This window comes from Massilia forsythiae (genome assembly GCF_012849555.1).
In the GTDB taxonomy this organism is placed as follows: Bacteria; Pseudomonadota; Gammaproteobacteria; order Burkholderiales; family Burkholderiaceae_D; genus Telluria; species Telluria forsythiae.
In genome coordinates, this window is record NZ_CP051685.1 from 2,027,425 (window position 1) to 2,043,329 (window position 15,905).

The 15,905-nt window shown below is 66.3% G+C and carries 18 protein-coding genes; 16 read left to right on the forward strand and 2 right to left on the reverse strand.

The genetic code is table 11. The features are described 5' to 3' along the window. Nucleotides 1–36 precede the first annotated feature (36 nt). The 16 genes from HH212_RS08800 (at nt 37) to tatC (ending at nt 11,861) form a co-directional block, all read left to right on the forward strand. Nucleotides 37–273: a BolA family protein gene (locus HH212_RS08800; protein WP_170202149.1), complete on the forward strand. Its 237-nt coding sequence runs from the start codon at nt 37–39 to the stop codon at nt 271–273. Between the two features lie 27 nt (nt 274–300). Next, on the forward strand, nt 301–1,551 hold the full coding sequence (murA, locus tag HH212_RS08805) for a UDP-N-acetylglucosamine 1-carboxyvinyltransferase (protein WP_170202150.1): 1,251 nt from the start codon (nt 301–303) through the stop codon (nt 1,549–1,551). A 163-nt stretch (nt 1,552–1,714) separates the two neighbouring features. After that, the gene (hisG, locus tag HH212_RS08810) at nt 1,715–2,386 is read left to right on the forward strand and encodes an ATP phosphoribosyltransferase (RefSeq protein ID WP_170202151.1); all 672 of its coding nucleotides are present in this window, start codon (nt 1,715–1,717) and stop codon (nt 2,384–2,386) included. 7 nt (nt 2,387–2,393) lie between these two features. Continuing rightward, entirely contained in the window at nt 2,394–3,767 is a 1,374-nt protein-coding gene (hisD, locus tag HH212_RS08815) for a histidinol dehydrogenase (RefSeq protein ID WP_170202152.1), read from the forward strand. Beyond that, entirely contained in the window at nt 3,764–4,630 is an 867-nt protein-coding gene (locus tag HH212_RS08820; protein WP_170202153.1) for a DNA-methyltransferase, read from the forward strand. The genes hisD and HH212_RS08820 overlap by 4 nt, the downstream gene beginning before the upstream one ends. Then, on the forward strand, nt 4,627–5,730 hold the full coding sequence (gene hisC, locus HH212_RS08825; protein ID WP_170202154.1) for a histidinol-phosphate transaminase: 1,104 nt from the start codon (nt 4,627–4,629) through the stop codon (nt 5,728–5,730). Before HH212_RS08820 ends, hisC begins: the two co-directional genes overlap by 4 nt. A 49-nt stretch (nt 5,731–5,779) precedes the next feature. Next, complete coding sequence (gene hisB / locus HH212_RS08830; protein WP_170202155.1) at nt 5,780–6,370, forward strand: imidazoleglycerol-phosphate dehydratase HisB; 591 nt, start codon at nt 5,780–5,782, stop codon at nt 6,368–6,370. Between the two features lie 13 nt (nt 6,371–6,383). Continuing rightward, nucleotides 6,384–7,025, forward strand: coding sequence for an imidazole glycerol phosphate synthase subunit HisH (hisH, locus tag HH212_RS08835; RefSeq protein WP_170202156.1), 642 nt, complete (start codon nt 6,384–6,386; stop codon nt 7,023–7,025). Between the two features lie 61 nt (nt 7,026–7,086). Further along, the gene (gene hisA / locus HH212_RS08840) at nt 7,087–7,863 is read left to right on the forward strand and encodes a 1-(5-phosphoribosyl)-5-[(5-phosphoribosylamino)methylideneamino]imidazole-4-carboxamide isomerase (RefSeq protein ID WP_170202157.1); all 777 of its coding nucleotides are present in this window, start codon (nt 7,087–7,089) and stop codon (nt 7,861–7,863) included. Nucleotides 7,864–8,034: 171 nt separating this feature from the next. Then, complete coding sequence (gene hisF, locus HH212_RS08845) at nt 8,035–8,796, forward strand: imidazole glycerol phosphate synthase subunit HisF (protein WP_170202158.1); 762 nt, start codon at nt 8,035–8,037, stop codon at nt 8,794–8,796. 3 nt (nt 8,797–8,799) lie between these two features. Further along, entirely contained in the window at nt 8,800–9,246 is a 447-nt protein-coding gene (gene hisI / locus HH212_RS08850) for a phosphoribosyl-AMP cyclohydrolase (RefSeq protein WP_170202159.1), read from the forward strand. A 25-nt stretch (nt 9,247–9,271) separates the two neighbouring features. After that, nucleotides 9,272–9,613, forward strand: coding sequence for a phosphoribosyl-ATP diphosphatase (locus HH212_RS08855; RefSeq protein WP_170202160.1), 342 nt, complete (start codon nt 9,272–9,274; stop codon nt 9,611–9,613). A gap of 69 nt (nt 9,614–9,682) precedes the next feature. After that, entirely contained in the window at nt 9,683–10,057 is a 375-nt protein-coding gene (locus HH212_RS08860; RefSeq protein WP_170202161.1) for a histidine triad nucleotide-binding protein, read from the forward strand. A 220-nt stretch (nt 10,058–10,277) separates the two neighbouring features. Beyond that, nucleotides 10,278–10,529: a Sec-independent protein translocase subunit TatA gene (gene tatA, locus HH212_RS08865; protein ID WP_170202162.1), complete on the forward strand. Its 252-nt coding sequence runs from the start codon at nt 10,278–10,280 to the stop codon at nt 10,527–10,529. 23 nt (nt 10,530–10,552) lie between these two features. Next, nucleotides 10,553–11,074 (forward strand): Sec-independent protein translocase protein TatB, encoded by a 522-nt coding sequence (gene tatB / locus HH212_RS08870; RefSeq protein WP_170202163.1) that lies wholly within the window; start codon nt 10,553–10,555, stop codon nt 11,072–11,074. Nucleotides 11,075–11,105: 31 nt separating this feature from the next. After that, nucleotides 11,106–11,861: a twin-arginine translocase subunit TatC gene (gene tatC / locus HH212_RS08875; protein WP_170202164.1), complete on the forward strand. Its 756-nt coding sequence runs from the start codon at nt 11,106–11,108 to the stop codon at nt 11,859–11,861. Nucleotides 11,862–11,903: 42 nt separating this feature from the next. Here tatC and HH212_RS08880 read toward each other — a convergent pair whose 3' ends face one another. After that, on the reverse strand, nt 11,904–13,637 hold the full coding sequence (locus HH212_RS08880; protein WP_170202165.1) for an extracellular catalytic domain type 1 short-chain-length polyhydroxyalkanoate depolymerase: 1,734 nt from the start codon (nt 13,635–13,637) through the stop codon (nt 11,904–11,906). A gap of 371 nt (nt 13,638–14,008) precedes the next feature. Continuing rightward, complete coding sequence (locus HH212_RS08885; RefSeq protein WP_170202166.1) at nt 14,009–15,901, reverse strand: DUF885 domain-containing protein; 1,893 nt, start codon at nt 15,899–15,901, stop codon at nt 14,009–14,011. Between the last annotated feature and the right edge of the window lie 4 nt (nt 15,902–15,905).

Here is a 15,905-nt window from a genome sequence, read left to right on the forward strand (position 1 = left end):
AGTCGACAAGTACATAGTAAAGATCAAGGAACCATCGTGGCCACCACTCCCGAACTCATCCACGGCTACCTCCAGGCCGGCATGGACTGCACCCACCTGGAAGTCGAAGGCGACGGCCAGCACTTCAGCGCCGTGATCGTCTCGCCGGCCTTTGCCGGCAAGAGCCGCATCCAGCGCCACCAGGTCGTGTACGCGGCGCTGGGCGACCGCATGCGCGAGGAAATCCACGCGCTGTCGATGAAGACGCTGACGCCGGAAGAGTATCAACAATGAGCCAACAATAAGCATCGAGGACCAAGCATGGACAAGCTCCAGATCACCGGCGGCAAGCGCCTGAACGGCGACATCCCGATTTCGGGCGCCAAGAACGCGGCGTTGCCGATCCTGTGCGCCGGCCTGCTGACCGCGGGCGACCTCGTGCTCAGCAACGTGCCGCGCCTGCACGACGTGCGCACCATGCTGCGCCTGCTCGAACAGACCGGCCTGAAGGTGACCCGCGACGACGAACGCGTCACGCTGAACGGCGCCGCCATCACCTCGCTGGTGGCGCCGTACGAACTGGTGAAGACCATGCGCGCCTCGATCCTGGTGCTGGGGCCCCTGCTGGCGCGCTTCGGCGAAGCCAGGGTGTCGCTGCCGGGCGGCTGCGCCATCGGCTCGCGTCCGGTCGACCAGCACATCAAGGGACTGCGCGCGATGGGCGCCGAGATCACGATCGAGGGCGGCTACATCCACGCCAAGTGCGCGAAACTGCAGGGCGCGCGCATCCACACCGACATGATCACCGTCACCGGCACCGAGAACCTGTTGATGGCGGCCACGCTGGCCGAGGGCGAGACCGTGCTGGAAAACGCGGCGCGCGAACCGGAAGTGACCGACCTGGCCAACATGCTGGTGGCGATGGGCGCGAAGATCGACGGCATCGGCAGCGACCGCCTGGTGATCCAGGGCGTCGAGGCGCTGCACGGCACCGAGCATGCGGTGATCTCGGACCGCATCGAAGCGGTGACCTTCCTGTGCGCGGTGGCGGCAGCCGGCGGCGACATCCGCATCACCCGCACCCGCACCGACATCTTCGACGCCGCGCTGGATAAACTGCGCGAGATGGGCCTGCAGATGACGGTGGAAGGCGACAGCATCCGCGCGCGCATGGACGGACGCGCCCAGCCGGTGTCGTTCCGCACCACGGAATACCCAGGCTTCCCGACCGACATGCAGGCGCAGTTCATGGCGGTGAACACCATCGCCGCCGGCGCCAGCCACGTGACCGAGACCATCTTCGAGAACCGATTCATGCACGTGCAGGAAATGAACCGCCTGGGCGCGCAGATTTCCACCGAGGGCAATAACGCCTTCATCAAGGGCGTCGGGCGCCTGGTCGGCGCGCCGGTGATGGCGACCGATTTGCGCGCCTCGGCCTCGCTGGTGATCGCCGGTCTGGCGGCCGAGGGCGTGACCGTGGTCGACCGCATCTACCACCTGGACCGCGGGTACGACCGCATGGAAGACAAGCTGTCGGCGGTGGGGGCGGAGATCGTCCGGATCAAGTAAGAGAGAAGAGCGATAACGCGAACACCGTCGTTCCCGCGGAGGCGGGAACCCATACCCAGGCTCCGACAAGTGATTCGCCAATATCGCGCGCACCTTGTCCGGAGGTTCGGCATGGGTCCCCGCCTTCGCGGGGACGACGCGAAGTTAACATTAAAGCAGTGACATGAACGACACCAACACGGCCAGCCCGCAGCTGATCCTCGCCCTCTCGAAGGGCCGCATCTTCGAAGACACGCTGCCGCTGCTGTCCGCCGCCGGCATCGAGGTGCTGGAAAATCCGGAAACCTCGCGCAAGCTGATCCTCGCGACCAACGATCCCGCGGTGCGCGTGCTGATCGTGCGCGCCAGCGACGTGCCGACCTACGTGCAGCACGGCGCCGCCGACTTCGGCGTGGCCGGCAAGGACGTGCTGCTCGAGCATGGCGGCGAAGGGCTGTACCAGCCGGTCGATTTGCGCATCGCCTGCTGCCGCATGTCGGTGGCGGTGAATGCCGGCTTCGACTACGAGAACGCGGTGCGCCAGGGCGCGCGCCTGCGCGTGGCGACCAAGTTCGTCCACACCGCCCGCGAGCACTTCGCCAAGAAGGGCGTGCACGTCGACCTGATCAAACTGTACGGCTCGATGGAACTGGCGCCACTGGTCGGCCTGTCGGACGCCATCGTCGACGTGGTCTCGACCGGCGGCACGCTGCGCGCCAACAACCTGGTCGAAGTCGAAAAGATCATGGAGATCTCCTCGCGCCTGGTGGTCAACCAGGCTGCCTTGAAACTCAAGCGCGAGCGCCTGCAACCGATCATCGAGGCGTTCGAACGCGCCTCCAAGCTGCAAGGGTAACGTCAACATGCAACAGAATACCGACCAAGACAGCGCACGTATCCAGGTCCGCAAGCTGGACTCCAGCGGCGCCGGTTTCCAGCAGCAACTGAGCACGCTGCTCGCCTTCGAAGCCGAGACCGACGACGCCATCGAATCCGCCGTGGCGACCATCCTGGCCGACGTCAAACGGCGCGGCGACGCCGCCGTGCTCGAATATACCAACAAGTTCGACCGCATTCCGGGCGGCGCAGCCAGCATGGCGGCGTTCGATATCGGCCAGGACGAATTGCAGCAGGCGCTGGCGGCGTTGCCGGATGCCCAGCGCGCGGCGCTGCAGGTCGCCGCTGAGCGCATCCGCGTGTTCCACGAACGCCAGAAGCAGGAGCTGAACGGCTTTACGTACACCGAAGCCGACGGCACCGTGCTGGGCCAGCGCGTGACCCCGCTGGACCGGGTCGGCATCTACGTCCCGGGCGGCAAGGCGGCGTATCCATCGTCGGTGCTGATGAACGCGATTCCGGCGCAGGTCGCGGGCGTGAAGGAAATCGTGATGGTGGTGCCGACCCCGGATGGGGTCAAGAACCGCATGGTGCTGGCCGCCGCGGCGATCGCCGGCGTCACGCGCGTGATCACCATCGGCGGCGCCCAGGCGGTGGGGGCGCTGGCCTACGGCACCGAGACCATCGGCGCGGTGGATAAAATCGTCGGACCGGGCAATGCGTACGTCGCGGCCGCCAAGCGCCGTGTGTTCGGCACGGTCGGCATCGACATGATCGCCGGCCCCTCCGAGATCCTGGTGCTGTGCGATGGCAGCACCGATCCGGACTGGGTCGCCATGGACCTGTTCTCGCAGGCCGAGCACGACGAGCTGGCGCAAGCCATCCTGCTGTGCCCGGACGCAGAGTACATCGCGCGCGTCGAAGCCAGCATCCACAAATTGCTGCCGACCATGCCGCGCCGCGCCACCATCGCCACCTCGATGAGCGACCGCGGCGCATTGGTCAAGGTGCGCGACATGGACGAGGCTTGCGCCATCGCCAACCACATCGCCGCCGAGCACCTGGAAATCTCGGCCGCCGAACCGCAGCAGTGGGCCGATCAAATCCGCCATGCCGGCGCGATGTTCCTGGGCCGCTTCTCGTCGGAGTCGCTGGGCGATTACTGCTGCGGCCCCAACCACGTGCTGCCGACCTCGCGCACGGCGCGCTTCTCGTCGCCGCTGGGCGTGTACGATTTCCAGAAGCGTTCGTCCGTGCTGTTCGTGTCCGAAGCCGGGGCGCAGACGCTGGGCAAGGTGGCGGCCGAACTGGCCTACGGCGAGGGGCTGCAGGCGCACGCGCGCAGCGCCGAACTGCGGCTGCAGGCCGGCGTCGGCAACGACGACAGCACGCCGTCATGACGGACTGGGTCGACCAGGTGTTTTGCGAGGATGCGCTGGCCGGCCTGGCGCGCATTCCCGACGGGTCCATCGACCTGATCCTGACCGACCCGCCGTACAACCTCGGCAAGGACTACGGCAACGACTCCGACCAGCAGAGCGTGGAAGCCTACCTGGCCTGGACCGAAGCCTGGATCGACGCCGCGCTGCCGAAGCTGAAGGCCAACGGCAGCCTGTACCTGTTCCTGACCTGGCGCTTCGCGCCCGAGATCTTCGTGCTGCTCAAGCGCCGCATGACGATGATGAACGAGATCATCTGGGACCGCCGCGTGCCCTCGATGGGCGGCAGTACCCGCAGTTTCAGCTCGGTGCACGACACCATCGGCTTTTTCGTGAAGCGCAAGGATTACTATTTCGACCTGGACGCGGTGCGCATCCCGTACGACGCCGCGACAAAAAAAGCGCGCTCGCGCTCGATCTTCATCGGCGCCAAGTGGCTCGAGGTCGGCTACAACCCGAAGGACTTGTGGAGCGTGTCGCGCCTGCACCGCGAGCACGCCGAGCGGGTCGATCACCCGACCCAGAAGCCGCTCGAGATCATCGAGCGCATGATCAAGGCTTCGTGCCCGGCGGGCGGCGTGGTGCTGGACCCGTTCATGGGCAGCGGCACCACCGCCGTGGCCGCGCGCCGCAGCGGCCGCCATTTCACCGGGTTCGAATTGAACGCCGCCTATTGCGAGATCGCCCGGGCGCGCCTGGCCGCGCCGATCCAGGCGGCACCCAAGAAGCGCCGCGCTGCCGTGCGCGCCACCGCCACGACCGCAACCGCAACCGCAACCGCAACCGACACGACCCCCACCGCCGAAGGAGCCAGCGAAGCATGAACAGCACGATCGATATCGATAACCTGATCGCCAACACGATCCGCGAGGACGTGCGCGCCGGCCATATCTATAAAGTGCCGGATGCCAGCGGCTACATGAAGCTGGACGCGATGGAAAACCCGTATGAATTGCCGGATCCGCTGCGGCGCGAACTGGCGCAGCGCCTGGCCGAGGCGGTGCTGAACCGCTATCCGGTGGCGTCCTACGCCACCCTGAAGCAGAAGCTGCGCGCCAAGCTGGGCGTGCCGGCCGGCTACGACGTCATCCTCGGCAACGGCTCGGACGAGATCATCTCGATCGTCTGCACCGCGGCCGCCCGGCAAGACAAACGCTCGGTGGTGCTGGCCCCGGTGCCCGCCTTCGTGATGTTCCAGCGCTCGGCGCAGTTCGCCGGCATGGACTTCGTCGGCGTACCCCTGAAAGCCGATTTTTCCCTGGACCGCGCCGCCATGCTGGCCGCGATCGCCGAGCACAAGCCCTCCGTTGTGTTCCTGGCCTATCCGAACAACCCGACCGGCAATTTGTTCGACGCGGACGACATGGTCGCGGTGATCGAGGCGCTCGGGGAACACGGCATCGCCGTGGTCGACGAAGCGTACCAGCCGTTCGCCCGCACCAGTTTCATGGAGCGCCTGCCGCAGTACCCGAACATGGTGGTGATGCGCACGCTCTCGAAGCTCGGCCTGGCCGGCATCCGCCTGGGCTACCTGGCCGCGGCGCCGCTGCTCCTGGAACAGTTCGACAAGGTGCGCCCGCCCTACAACATCAACGTGCTGACCCAGGTGGCGGCTGAGTTCGCGCTCGACCACGTGGATGTCTTGAACGCGCAGGCCGCCAGCCTGAACGCGGCGCGCGCCGAGCTGGACGCGGCGCTGCGCGCGCTGCCCGGCATCGAGGTGTTCCCCTCCAGCGCGAATTTCATTACCGTCCGCGTGCCCGATGCCGAGCGCACCTGCGCTACACTGTTCGCCGAAAAGGTCTTGATCAAGAATTTGAGTAAAATGCATGAATTGCTGGCCAATTGCATCCGTGTGACGGTCAGCACCCCGGAAGAGAATGCCGTCTTCCTGAACGCCCTGAAGGCTTCGCTCGACGCATGATCCAGCAAGCCGCCGCCCCCAGAACGCCCGCAATCACGAGCACCCCGTAATGACCCGTACCGCAGACATCACGCGCAACACCAGCGAGACGCAGATCCGCGTCGCGCTCAACCTCGACGGCACCGGCCGCCAGAAACTGAATACCGGCGTGCCCTTCCTCGACCACATGCTCGACCAGATCGCGCGCCACGGCCTGATCGACCTGGAAATCGAGGCGGTCGGCGACCTGCACATCGACGCCCACCACACGGTCGAGGACACCGGCATCACGCTCGGCATGGCGGTGGCCAAGGCCATCGGCGACCGCAAGGGCATCCGCCGCTACGGCCATGCCTACGTGCCGCTGGACGAAGCGCTGTCGCGCGTGGTGATCGACTTTTCCGGCCGTCCCGGCCTGGAAATGCATGTGCCGTTTACGCGCGCCACCATCGGGACGTTCGACGTCGACTTGACCATCGAGTTCTTCCGCGGCTTCGTCAACCACGCCGGCGTGACCCTGCACATCGACAACCTGCGCGGCGTGAACGCGCACCACCAGTGCGAGACCGTGTTCAAGGCCTTCGGCCGTGCGTTGCGCATGGCGAGCGAGCTGGACGAGCGCTCGCTCGGCACCATTCCATCGACCAAGGGCAGCCTGTAAGGCACGCATCGACATGACCAACAAGATCGTAGTGGTCGACGGCCTGGGCAACCTGCGCTCGGTGGCGCAGGCGCTGCGTACCGCCGCGCCCGAAGCCGAGATCGTGATTTCCAATGCGGCGGCCGACATCGACAGCGCCGACCGCATCGTGCTGCCGGGGCAGGGCGCCATGCGCGACTGCATGACCAGCCTGCGCGAATCCGGCGCCGAGGAAGCGCTGCTGCGCGCGGCGCGCACGCGGCCGGTGATGGGCGTGTGCGTGGGCGAACAGATGCTGTTCGACGCCAGCGAGGAAAACGAGGGCACGCCCGGCCTGGGCCTGTTGCCGGGCAAGGTGGTGCGCTTCCGGCTCGACGGCAAGCTGCAGGCCGACGGCTCGCGCTTCAAGGTGCCGCAGATGGGCTGGAACCGCGTGCGCCAGGTGCGCGCGCACCCGCTATGGGACGGCGTCGAGGACGGCGCCTGGTTCTACTTCGTGCACAGCTATTACGCGGCGCCGGAACTGGCGTCGGACACCATCGGCGAAGCCGACTACGGCGCCCCGTACTGCTGCGCCGTGGCGCGTGACAACATCGTCGCCACCCAGTTCCACCCCGAAAAGAGCGCCGCCGCCGGGCTGCGCCTGTACCGCAATTTCGTCCACTGGAATCCCTGAGCGCGCATCGACCTCCGAAGCGCGTTCGCTTTACTTCACTGACCCCTTACCGACTACGACCATGCTGCTGATCCCCGCCATCGACCTGAAAGACGGTCACTGCGTTCGCCTGAAACAGGGCGATATGGACCTTGCCACCGTGTTCTCCGAAGATCCCGCCGAGATGGCGCTGCACTGGCTCAAGAAGGGCGCGCGCCGCTTGCACCTGGTCGACCTGAACGGCGCCTTCGCCGGCAAGCCGAAGAACGAGGACGCCATCAAGTCGATCCTGCAAGTGGTGCAGGACTATGCCGACGACAACGGCCTGGACGAGATCCCGGTGCAGCTCGGCGGCGGCATCCGCGACCTCGACACCATCGAGCGCTACCTGGACGACGGCATCTCGTACATCATCGTCGGCACCGCCGCCGTCAAGAACCCGGGCTTCCTGCACGACGCCTGCGGCGCCTTCCCCGGCTCGATCATCGTCGGCCTGGACGCCAAGGACGGCAAGGTCGCCACCGACGGCTGGAGCAAGATGTCCGGCCACGAAGTGATCGACCTGGCCAAGAAGTTCGAGGGCTATGGCGTGGAATCGATCGTCTACACCGACATCGGCCGCGACGGCATGATGGCCGGCGTGAACATCGAGGCCACCGTGCGCCTGGCGCAGGCGGTGCGCATCCCGATCATCGCCTCCGGCGGCCTGCACGACGTGCGCGACGTGGAAGCGCTGTGCGCGGTGCAGGACGAAGGCATCGAAGGCGTGATCTGCGGCCGCTCGATTTACGAAGGCACGCTCGACCTGGCCAGCGCGCAGGAACGCGCCGATCAGTTGACCGAGGGTGCGCAGGCCTGAACGACAACAGCGCGGTGCGTGGCGCTGAACGGCCGCGCACCCGCCGTCGTCCCCGCGCAGGCGGGGACCCATACATAGCCTGCAACATGGCTTGAGCTGACGATACTGCGAACTCAGCATGGGTCCCCGCCTTCGCGGGGACGACGGTTTTGAAGCCAACACTGAGATTCTATGCTCGCAAAACGCATCATCCCCTGTCTCGACGTCACCGGCGGCCGCGTGGTCAAGGGCGTCAATTTCACCGAGCTGCGCGACGCCGGCGACCCGGTCGAGATCGCCCGCCGCTACGACGGCCAGGGTGCCGACGAGATCACCTTCCTCGACATCACGGCGTCGTCCGACGGGCGCGACCTGATCCTGCCGATCATCGAGGCGGTCGCCTCGACCGTGTTCATTCCCCTAACCGTGGGCGGCGGCGTGCGCAAGGTCGAGGACGTACGGCGCCTGCTGAACGCCGGCGCGGATAAAGTCAGCATGAACACCTCGGCGGTGACCAATCCGCAGCTGGTGCGCGACGCCTCGCACAAGCACGGCTCGCAATGCATCGTGGTGGCGATCGACGCCAAGCAGGTCGCGCCCGGCAAGTGGGAAGTGTTCACCCATGGCGGGCGCAACCCGACCGGCCTCGACGCCGTGGAGTGGGCGCGCCGCATGGAAAGCCTGGGCGCCGGCGAGCTGCTGTTGACCAGCATGGACCGCGACGGCACCAAGTCCGGCTTCGACCTGGGCCTGACGCGCGCCGTCTCCGACGCGGTCGGCATCCCGGTGATCGCCTCCGGCGGGGTCGGCGGCTTGAACGACCTGGCCGACGGCATCCTGCAAGGCCACGCCGACGCGGTGCTGGCCGCCAGCATTTTCCACTACGGGCAGCACACGGTCGGCGAAGCCAAGCGCTTCATGCTCGACCGCGGCATCCCGATGCGCCTGGACTGACACATGGCTACCCCGACGACGACCCCCTCGATTCCCGCCCAGCCCTGGCTCAAGAAAGTCAAATGGGACGAGAACGGCCTGGTGCCGGTGATCGCCCAGGAAGCCGCCAGCGGCGACATCCTGATGTTTGCCTGGATGAACCGTGAAGCGCTGGCCAAGACCGTGGAGCTGGGCCAGGCCGTGTACTGGAGCCGCTCGCGCAAGAAGCTGTGGCACAAGGGAGAAGAGTCCGGCCACGTGCAGACCGTGCTGGAAATCCGCCTCGACTGCGACGAGGATGTGGTCTTGCTGAAGGTCGAGCAGGCCGGCGGCATCGCCTGCCATACCGGGCGCCACTCGTGCTTCTTCCAGAAGTTCGACAACGGCGACTGGAACAGCGTCGAGCCGGTGCTGCAAGACCCGGACACCATCTATACCAATCCCAAGAAGGGCCGCGCCAAGCCGGCCTGACCCGTAACCGAAAGCGTCATCTACCATGAGCAACTCCCTCGAACGCCTGGCGGCGGTCATCGAATCGCGCAAGCCGGAACACGGCGGCGACCCGGAAACATCGTACGTGGCGCGCCTGTTCGCCAAGGGCGACGATGCGATCCTGAAAAAGATCGGCGAGGAAGCGGTCGAGACCGTGATGGCGGCCAAGGACGTGCGCGCCGGCGCCGATCCGTCGAAGCTGCTGTACGAGACCGCCGACCTGTGGTTCCATTCGATGGTGCTGCTGGCGCGTTTCGATCTGACCCCGCAGCAGGTGATCGACGAGCTGGCGCGGCGCGAAGGCGTGTCCGGCATCGAGGAAAAGGCGGCGCGGCCGCAGGAATGAAAGCCGGACGCCGACCCGGCCGGTCTTGACGGCGCGTCCGTGCGCCACCATCTACCCTTTGGAGAGAACATGTACAACTGCACCTTTTGCAAGATCATCGCCAAGCAGATCCCGGCCGACGTCGTCTACGAGGACGACCAGCTGCTCGCCTTCAAGGACATCAATCCGGCGGCGCCGGTGCACCTGCTGGTGATTCCCAAGCAGCACCTGGAAACCCTGTCGGATTGCACCGGCGAGCATGCCGAACTGCTGGGCAAGATGCTGGCGCTGGCGCCGCAACTGGCGACCGAGCAGGGCATCGCCGTCAAGACCGCGCCGGATGGCCAGCACAGCGGGGGCTTCAAGACCCTGATCAACAGCGGTCCGGACGGCGGGCAGGAGGTGTACCACCTGCACCTGCACGTGTACGGCGGTGCGCGCCCTTGGCGCGGCTTGGGTACCTGATCCTGGTTTGTATGAGCGCCTAAGAAAAGCCTCAGGGCAAGGGGCGCGGCCCACCGACGCATCGTCGAAGACAGTACGCTAGTACGGCGAGACGAATGCAACGCAGCCATGAGGGTTTTATTAGGCGCTCTATTAGGAAAGAAGCGTTCCAGCCCGGCATGGCGTATACTGCGCACGGGCTTCACGCACATATCGGGCACCGGCCCGGCAAGGAGAAAACATGGGTTCGCTGAGTATTTGGCACTGGCTGATCGTGCTGGTCGTGGTGGTGGTGGTGTTTGGCACGAGCAAGCTGAGGAATGCTGGCTCGGACCTGGGCAAGGCCGTCAAGGGTTTCAAGGATGGCGTCAAGGGCGACGACGAGCGCGTGGTCACGCCGACGACGACCACGTCGGTGCCGCCGGTGCCGCCGCAGCAGGTGGTCGACAAGGGCACCATCGATGTCGAGACGCGCGAGAAGAACCGCTTCTGAGCTGACCACAGGCTGACGCTTCCATGATCGATCTCGGTCTTACCAAGCTCGCCGTGATCGGCGCAGTGGCGCTGGTCGTCATCGGCCCCGAAAAACTGCCGAAGGTGGCGCGCATGGCCGGCACCCTGTACGGCCGTGCCCAGCGCTACCTGCACGAGGTCAAGTCGGAGGTCTCGCGCGAGATCGAGCTGGAAGAGCTGCGCAACATCCACAAGGAGGCGCAGGCGGCCGCGCAGGGCTTCAAGTCCAGCGTCGACGGCTTCAAGACGGACGTCGAGGGGACCGTGTCCTCGCACATGGACGAAGTCGAGTCTGCCTGGCGCGGCGATACCCCGGCAACGGAGCCGGCGCCGGCGCTGGAACCGCTCACCCACGACGACATCGAACGCAAGGCGCGCGAGTTCCGGCGCAAGAAGCTGGTGCGCACCTCGAGCGTGCCGGCCTGGTACAAGAACCGGCAAGGGGCGCGCCAGCACGTGTTGTCCGGCGCTGCGCGCGTGCGCAAATTCCGTCCCGGCGTCAAATCGGGCGCCTCGTTTTTCTAGGCGCAGGCCTGGATCCAACCTCCCTCTCTAGATGACTCAAGAAGCCGCGGGCGAAGAAACCTTTATTTCCCACCTGGTCGAGTTGCGCGACCGCCTGGTCAAGGCATCGATCGGCGTCGCTATCGCCTGCGGACTGCTGTTGCTGTGGCCCGGCCCGGCGCAGGTGTACGACTTCCTGGCCGCGCCGATGCTGGCCTCGCTGCCGCCCGGCGCCAAGATGATCGCCACCGGCGTCGCCGCGCCCTTCCTGGTGCCGATGAAGGTGACCCTGGTGCTGGCGCTGATCATCGCGCTGCCCTGGGTGTTCTACCAGGTCTGGGCCTTCATCGCGCCCGGCCTGTATGCGCACGAAAAGCGCCTGGTGCTGCCGCTGGTGATTTCCTCGTCCCTGCTGTTCATCGCCGGCGTGGCGTTCTGCTATTTCTTTGTGTTCGGACGCGTATTCCACTTCATTGCCGCGTTCGCGCCGAATTCGATCGCGGTGATGCCGGACATCGAGAACTACCTCGATTTCGTGATGTCGATGTGCCTGGCCTTCGGCGCCACCTTCGAGGTGCCGGTGATCGTCGTCATTCTGGTGCGCATGGGTTTCGTCACCGTGGAAAAGCTGCGCTCGATCCGCCCGTACGCAGTGGTCGGCGCCTTCGTCATCGCCGCCGTCGTCACCCCGCCGGACGTGGTCAGCCAGCTGGCGCTGGCCGTGCCGATGTGCCTGCTGTTCGAACTCGGCCTGCTGCTGGCGCCGGTGTTCGTGCGCGTGACCCAGGCGCCCGAAGAACATGCGTGAAGCGGCGCCCGGCCGCCTTCACAGACAGATTCACGCACGGATTCACGGACAATTGCCGACCACGTAGTAACCCGGCGCCGTCTGGGCCAGCGTGCTCGTATAGAAGGTGTTGTCCAGACCCATGTTCTGGTTCGAGCCGTTGGCCAGCGCATAACCGCCGCTGTCGTGCGCGCGCCCGGCCTGCACATGGGCGTAGTTGCTGGACCGGGTCGTGCTGCAGGTCCAGGCCGCTTTCGTGCTTCCCATGACCACACCGGACAGGGCGCTCTCCGCGCCGCCCGCCAGCGCCGACACCTGGTACGAATACGTGGTGGCCGCGGCCAGGCCGCCGTCGGTGTAGCCGGTGCCGGTCAAGGTACTTGCATTGACGCGCGTGCCGTTGCGGTACACGTTGTAGCCCGTGGCGCCGGCGGCCGCGTTCCAGGTCAGCGTGATGCTGTCGGCGCCGCTGGCGGACACCGCCAGGCCGGTCGGCGGCTGCAGCGCCGGCGCCGATCCCACCAGGAAGCGGCCGATCGCGCAGGCGTTCGAGCTCAAGCCGGTGCCGTTGTCGGTCGCCGTCACGCTGCCGCTGTAGTAGCCGTCGGCCAGGTTGGCGTAGGTCTTGCTGAAGCTGGCGCCGCTGCCGGCGGCGGCGTCGCTGACCGGCGTCGGTCCGTCGAGCAGCACGCGCCAGCTGGAGATGGCGCCGGCGCTGTCGGTGCCGGTGGCGGACACGGTGACGCTGTTGCCCGACGCGCTCGCGTTGCAGGCGCTGACGACCGGCGCATCGGCGCGCGCCACCCGCAGGTTGTTCCTGGTCCAGAAATCCATCAGGAAGGCCGGATAGTTGACGTGGGCGGCGTCGACGAAATTGGTGTTCTGGCCGCCCGTGCCGGCTGGCCAGGCGTGGCCCATGCCGTTCACCGTGATCTCCACCGTGCGCAGCCTGCCGCGGCTGTCGCTGTACGGGATGCCGTTGCCGCCGCCGGCCAGGGCGATGGCCGAGCCCTGCGTAAAGCTGCCGCCGTAGACCAGGCGCATGGCTTGCGCATCCATCGGACCGTATTGCTGCGACACCGTGTAGTCGCCGGTGCCCCAGATCACGCTGGCGACCTGCGTGGCGAACGCTGCCGTGCTGGCGCCCGACCATGCCTTGCAGCGCTCCGCGGCGGTATTCGCCGTAAACCCGGACGGCACGTAGCTGATCTGGGCCGTGGTGGTGCCCGGCGGCGGGCCGGCATTGATGCCGACGCCGGCAAAGATGTCCGGCGCCAGGCAGCCGAGCGCCATGGTCTCGCCGCCGCCCGACGACAGGCCGGCGACATAGACCTGGTTCGGATCGATCGCGTAGCGGGCATCGCCGCTGAAGCGTTTCACCAGCTCGAGCAACACGCCGTCGTGGCCGCTGCTGCGGTTGTGGCCGGTGCTGGCGTAGTCCCAGCAATGGTTGCCGTAGACGTTGCCGGTGGCGTTCGGCGCCAGGATCACGGCGCCGTACTGGTCCGCCATCGTCTTCCAATTAAAACCCTTGTCGGCGCTGCTGTCGATCACGTCGCCGGCCGCGGTCTGGGCGCAGCCGTGCAGCACCAGCACCAGCGCGCGCTTGCCGTTCAGGGCCGGCTTCGTGGCCGGCCAATAGAAGTAGCCGGTGAGGCTGCCGCCATTGACGGTGTCCGCCGCCCAGGTCTGGCTGGCGCTCCAGGCGCCGGGACCGGCGGCGACCTGGGCCTGGACGGGATTGGCGGTACCGAGCGCCAGCGCTAACGCAAGCGATCCGGAGAGAAACTGACGCATGGGTGTCTCCTGTATTGTTGATTGACGGCACAGCCAATTGCCGTATTTCATTTTAGGAGAGTGGGGCGGGTACGCAAGTCCGTGCCCAGGCACGCACGGTGTGCGGATTTGCACGGCTTATGTGGTTGGGGATGCGAGGGTAGTCGCTACCTCTGCCTTGGCCCATGACACGTCGTCCCCGCGAAGGGTAAAGAATGCCACTGGCATTCTTTACCCCATACTGAGCAACAGAATTCGATGCTTCAGAAGCAACTCGAATCTTCAAAAATACCAGCTTCGGACATTGAGCATGGGTCCCCGCCTTCGCGGGGACGACGGTTTTTAGGCCAGCAATATTGTCTTGGACAGCAATGCGCCTGCGCGGCCTACTGTCACTGCATCAATTGCCCGATCACCCGCACCGGCGCATTGCCGTAGCCGAGGAACTGGTCGTGGAACGCCTTCAGGTCGAAACGCTCGCCCAGCTGCTGCTTGCGGCGCTCGCGCAGTTCCATGATGTCGCTGTAGCCGCTGAAATAACTGGTCAGCTGCACCGACGACAACTGGGCGCGGCGCCATTTTTCCTCGGCTTCCTGGCGCGTCTGGAAAGCCTGGCGTACCAGCAGGTCGATCGCCTGCTCGCGCGTCATGCCCTGCACGTGCACGCCGTAGTCGAGGATGGTGTTCGACACGCTGCGCAGGTTCCACTTGCACCACATCAGCCACAGCTCGGGGGCGTTGTCGCCGTAGCCCGAGTCCAGCATCATGCGCTCGCCGTACACGGCCCAGCCCTCGACCATGGCGCCGTTGCCGAACAGCGATTTCACCAGCGACGGCGAGCGGTTGGCGTTCATCAGCTGGGTGTAATGGCCGGGAATCGCCTCGTGGATGTTCAGGATCTGCAGCATCCAGTTGTTGTACTCGCGCAGGCTGCTCTCGGCCTGCGCCGGCGTCAGGCCGTCCAGCGGGGTGACGTTGTAGTAGGTCTTGTCCTTGGGCCGGTAGGGACCGGGCGCGTCGATGCTGGCGCCGGCCACGCCGCGCTGGTACAGCGGGGTCTCGCGCACCACCAGCGGTTTGCTGGGGTCGATGCTGACCAGGTTGTTCTTGATCACCCAATCCTGCAATTGCGGGATCTGGCGCCGGATCTCGGGCAGGAAATTCTCGCGCGTGGTGTGCTGCAGCGACAGCTTGTCGATCACCATGCCGATCTTGCGGTAGCGGTCCTGCGGCTTGGCGACATTCCCCATGGTCTTGTCCCACAACCCGTCGGCGAGGCCGTCCATGCGCGTGAGCAGTTCTTCGCGCGCGGCCAGGGCCTTGCGGTAGGTCTGCTCGCCCGTATTCGCCGACTGGATCTCGAAGGCGAACTTCTGCTCGTACAGATCCTTGCCGAGGCGGAACGAACGGGCGCGCTGCGCCTGCGCCGGCGATTTGTCCAGGTCGGTCAGGGAATCGACCCAGGCCAGCACCGCGCTGCCGGCATTCGCGATGCGCTGGGCGAAGATGGTTTTTTCCTGCGCCGTCAGCTGCGATTCCTGGGCCGCCTTGCCGAGGTCGGCCAGCACCACCAGCGTGCCCGGCGCCTGAGAAATGGCCAGCTGCGTGTGCTCGTGGGTCGGGTTCACCAGCGAAGCGCGCGCCGCCTGGTAATAGGCCGGCACGTCGGCCAGGCGCTTGAGGATGGTGCGCAGGCGCTGCGGCCTGGCCGCGTAGTCGGTGTTCAGGATCAGGTCGAAGGCCTGCGCCACGTTGTACTGGGCCGGGTTCCATTGAAATTCGCGCAGCGTGGTCAGGCGCCAGCGGTCGGCCTGCAGCTTGTTGATCAACAGCGCCAGGTCGGTGCGCTGGTTGGGCGACAGGCGGCCGGCATCCAGCTTGCGGAATTTGTCGAGCCACTCGTCGATGAAGGCGAGTTCCTTGGCGCGCGTCGGCACGTCGGGAATGGTCAGTTTGGCGGCGGCGTCGAACTTGCCGACGTAGATGCCGTCTTCCGGGTCGATGCGCCACAGGGCGGTCAGGAATTGCATCGACAGCGTGTCCATGTAGCGGTCGTTGCGGCTTTGCGCCGAGACGGGCGCCGCGGCCGGTGCTGCCGCCGTGGCGGCTGCGGTGGCCGCAGCGGCGGCCGCCTTCTTCACCGGCGCCGCCTTGGCGTGCGTGGACGGCTTGGCCTTGGCGCTGCTGGCGTGCTTCGACTTCGCCACCTTGCTGGTGCGCGCGCCGGCCGGCGCCAGCGCGACGCTGGTCAGCAGGACGGCAAGCGCGAGTTTGGATTTCATCATGGGA

What these genes read in the sequence shown, in the direction of transcription:
- murA (WP_170202150.1), top strand. Translation starts at nt 301, where the DNA reads ATGGACAAGCTCCAGATCACCGGCGGCAAGCGCCTGAACGGCGACATC.
- hisG (WP_170202151.1), top strand. Translation starts at nt 1,715, where the DNA reads ATGAACGACACCAACACGGCCAGCCCGCAGCTGATCCTCGCCCTCTCG.
- hisD (WP_170202152.1), top strand. Translation starts at nt 2,394, where the DNA reads ATGCAACAGAATACCGACCAAGACAGCGCACGTATCCAGGTCCGCAAG.
- HH212_RS08820 (WP_170202153.1), top strand. Translation starts at nt 3,764, where the DNA reads ATGACGGACTGGGTCGACCAGGTGTTTTGCGAGGATGCGCTGGCCGGC.
- hisC (WP_170202154.1), top strand. Translation starts at nt 4,627, where the DNA reads ATGAACAGCACGATCGATATCGATAACCTGATCGCCAACACGATCCGC.
- hisB (WP_170202155.1), top strand. Translation starts at nt 5,780, where the DNA reads ATGACCCGTACCGCAGACATCACGCGCAACACCAGCGAGACGCAGATC.
- hisH (WP_170202156.1), top strand. Translation starts at nt 6,384, where the DNA reads ATGACCAACAAGATCGTAGTGGTCGACGGCCTGGGCAACCTGCGCTCG.
- hisA (WP_170202157.1), top strand. Translation starts at nt 7,087, where the DNA reads ATGCTGCTGATCCCCGCCATCGACCTGAAAGACGGTCACTGCGTTCGC.
- hisF (WP_170202158.1), top strand. Translation starts at nt 8,035, where the DNA reads ATGCTCGCAAAACGCATCATCCCCTGTCTCGACGTCACCGGCGGCCGC.
- hisI (WP_170202159.1), top strand. Translation starts at nt 8,800, where the DNA reads ATGGCTACCCCGACGACGACCCCCTCGATTCCCGCCCAGCCCTGGCTC.
- HH212_RS08855 (WP_170202160.1), top strand. Translation starts at nt 9,272, where the DNA reads ATGAGCAACTCCCTCGAACGCCTGGCGGCGGTCATCGAATCGCGCAAG.
- HH212_RS08860 (WP_170202161.1), top strand. Translation starts at nt 9,683, where the DNA reads ATGTACAACTGCACCTTTTGCAAGATCATCGCCAAGCAGATCCCGGCC.
- tatA (WP_170202162.1), top strand. Translation starts at nt 10,278, where the DNA reads ATGGGTTCGCTGAGTATTTGGCACTGGCTGATCGTGCTGGTCGTGGTG.
- tatB (WP_170202163.1), top strand. Translation starts at nt 10,553, where the DNA reads ATGATCGATCTCGGTCTTACCAAGCTCGCCGTGATCGGCGCAGTGGCG.
- tatC (WP_170202164.1), top strand. Translation starts at nt 11,106, where the DNA reads ATGACTCAAGAAGCCGCGGGCGAAGAAACCTTTATTTCCCACCTGGTC.
- HH212_RS08880 (WP_170202165.1), bottom strand. Translation starts at nt 13,637, where the DNA reads ATGCGTCAGTTTCTCTCCGGATCGCTTGCGTTAGCGCTGGCGCTCGGT.
- HH212_RS08885 (WP_170202166.1), bottom strand. Translation starts at nt 15,901, where the DNA reads ATGATGAAATCCAAACTCGCGCTTGCCGTCCTGCTGACCAGCGTCGCG.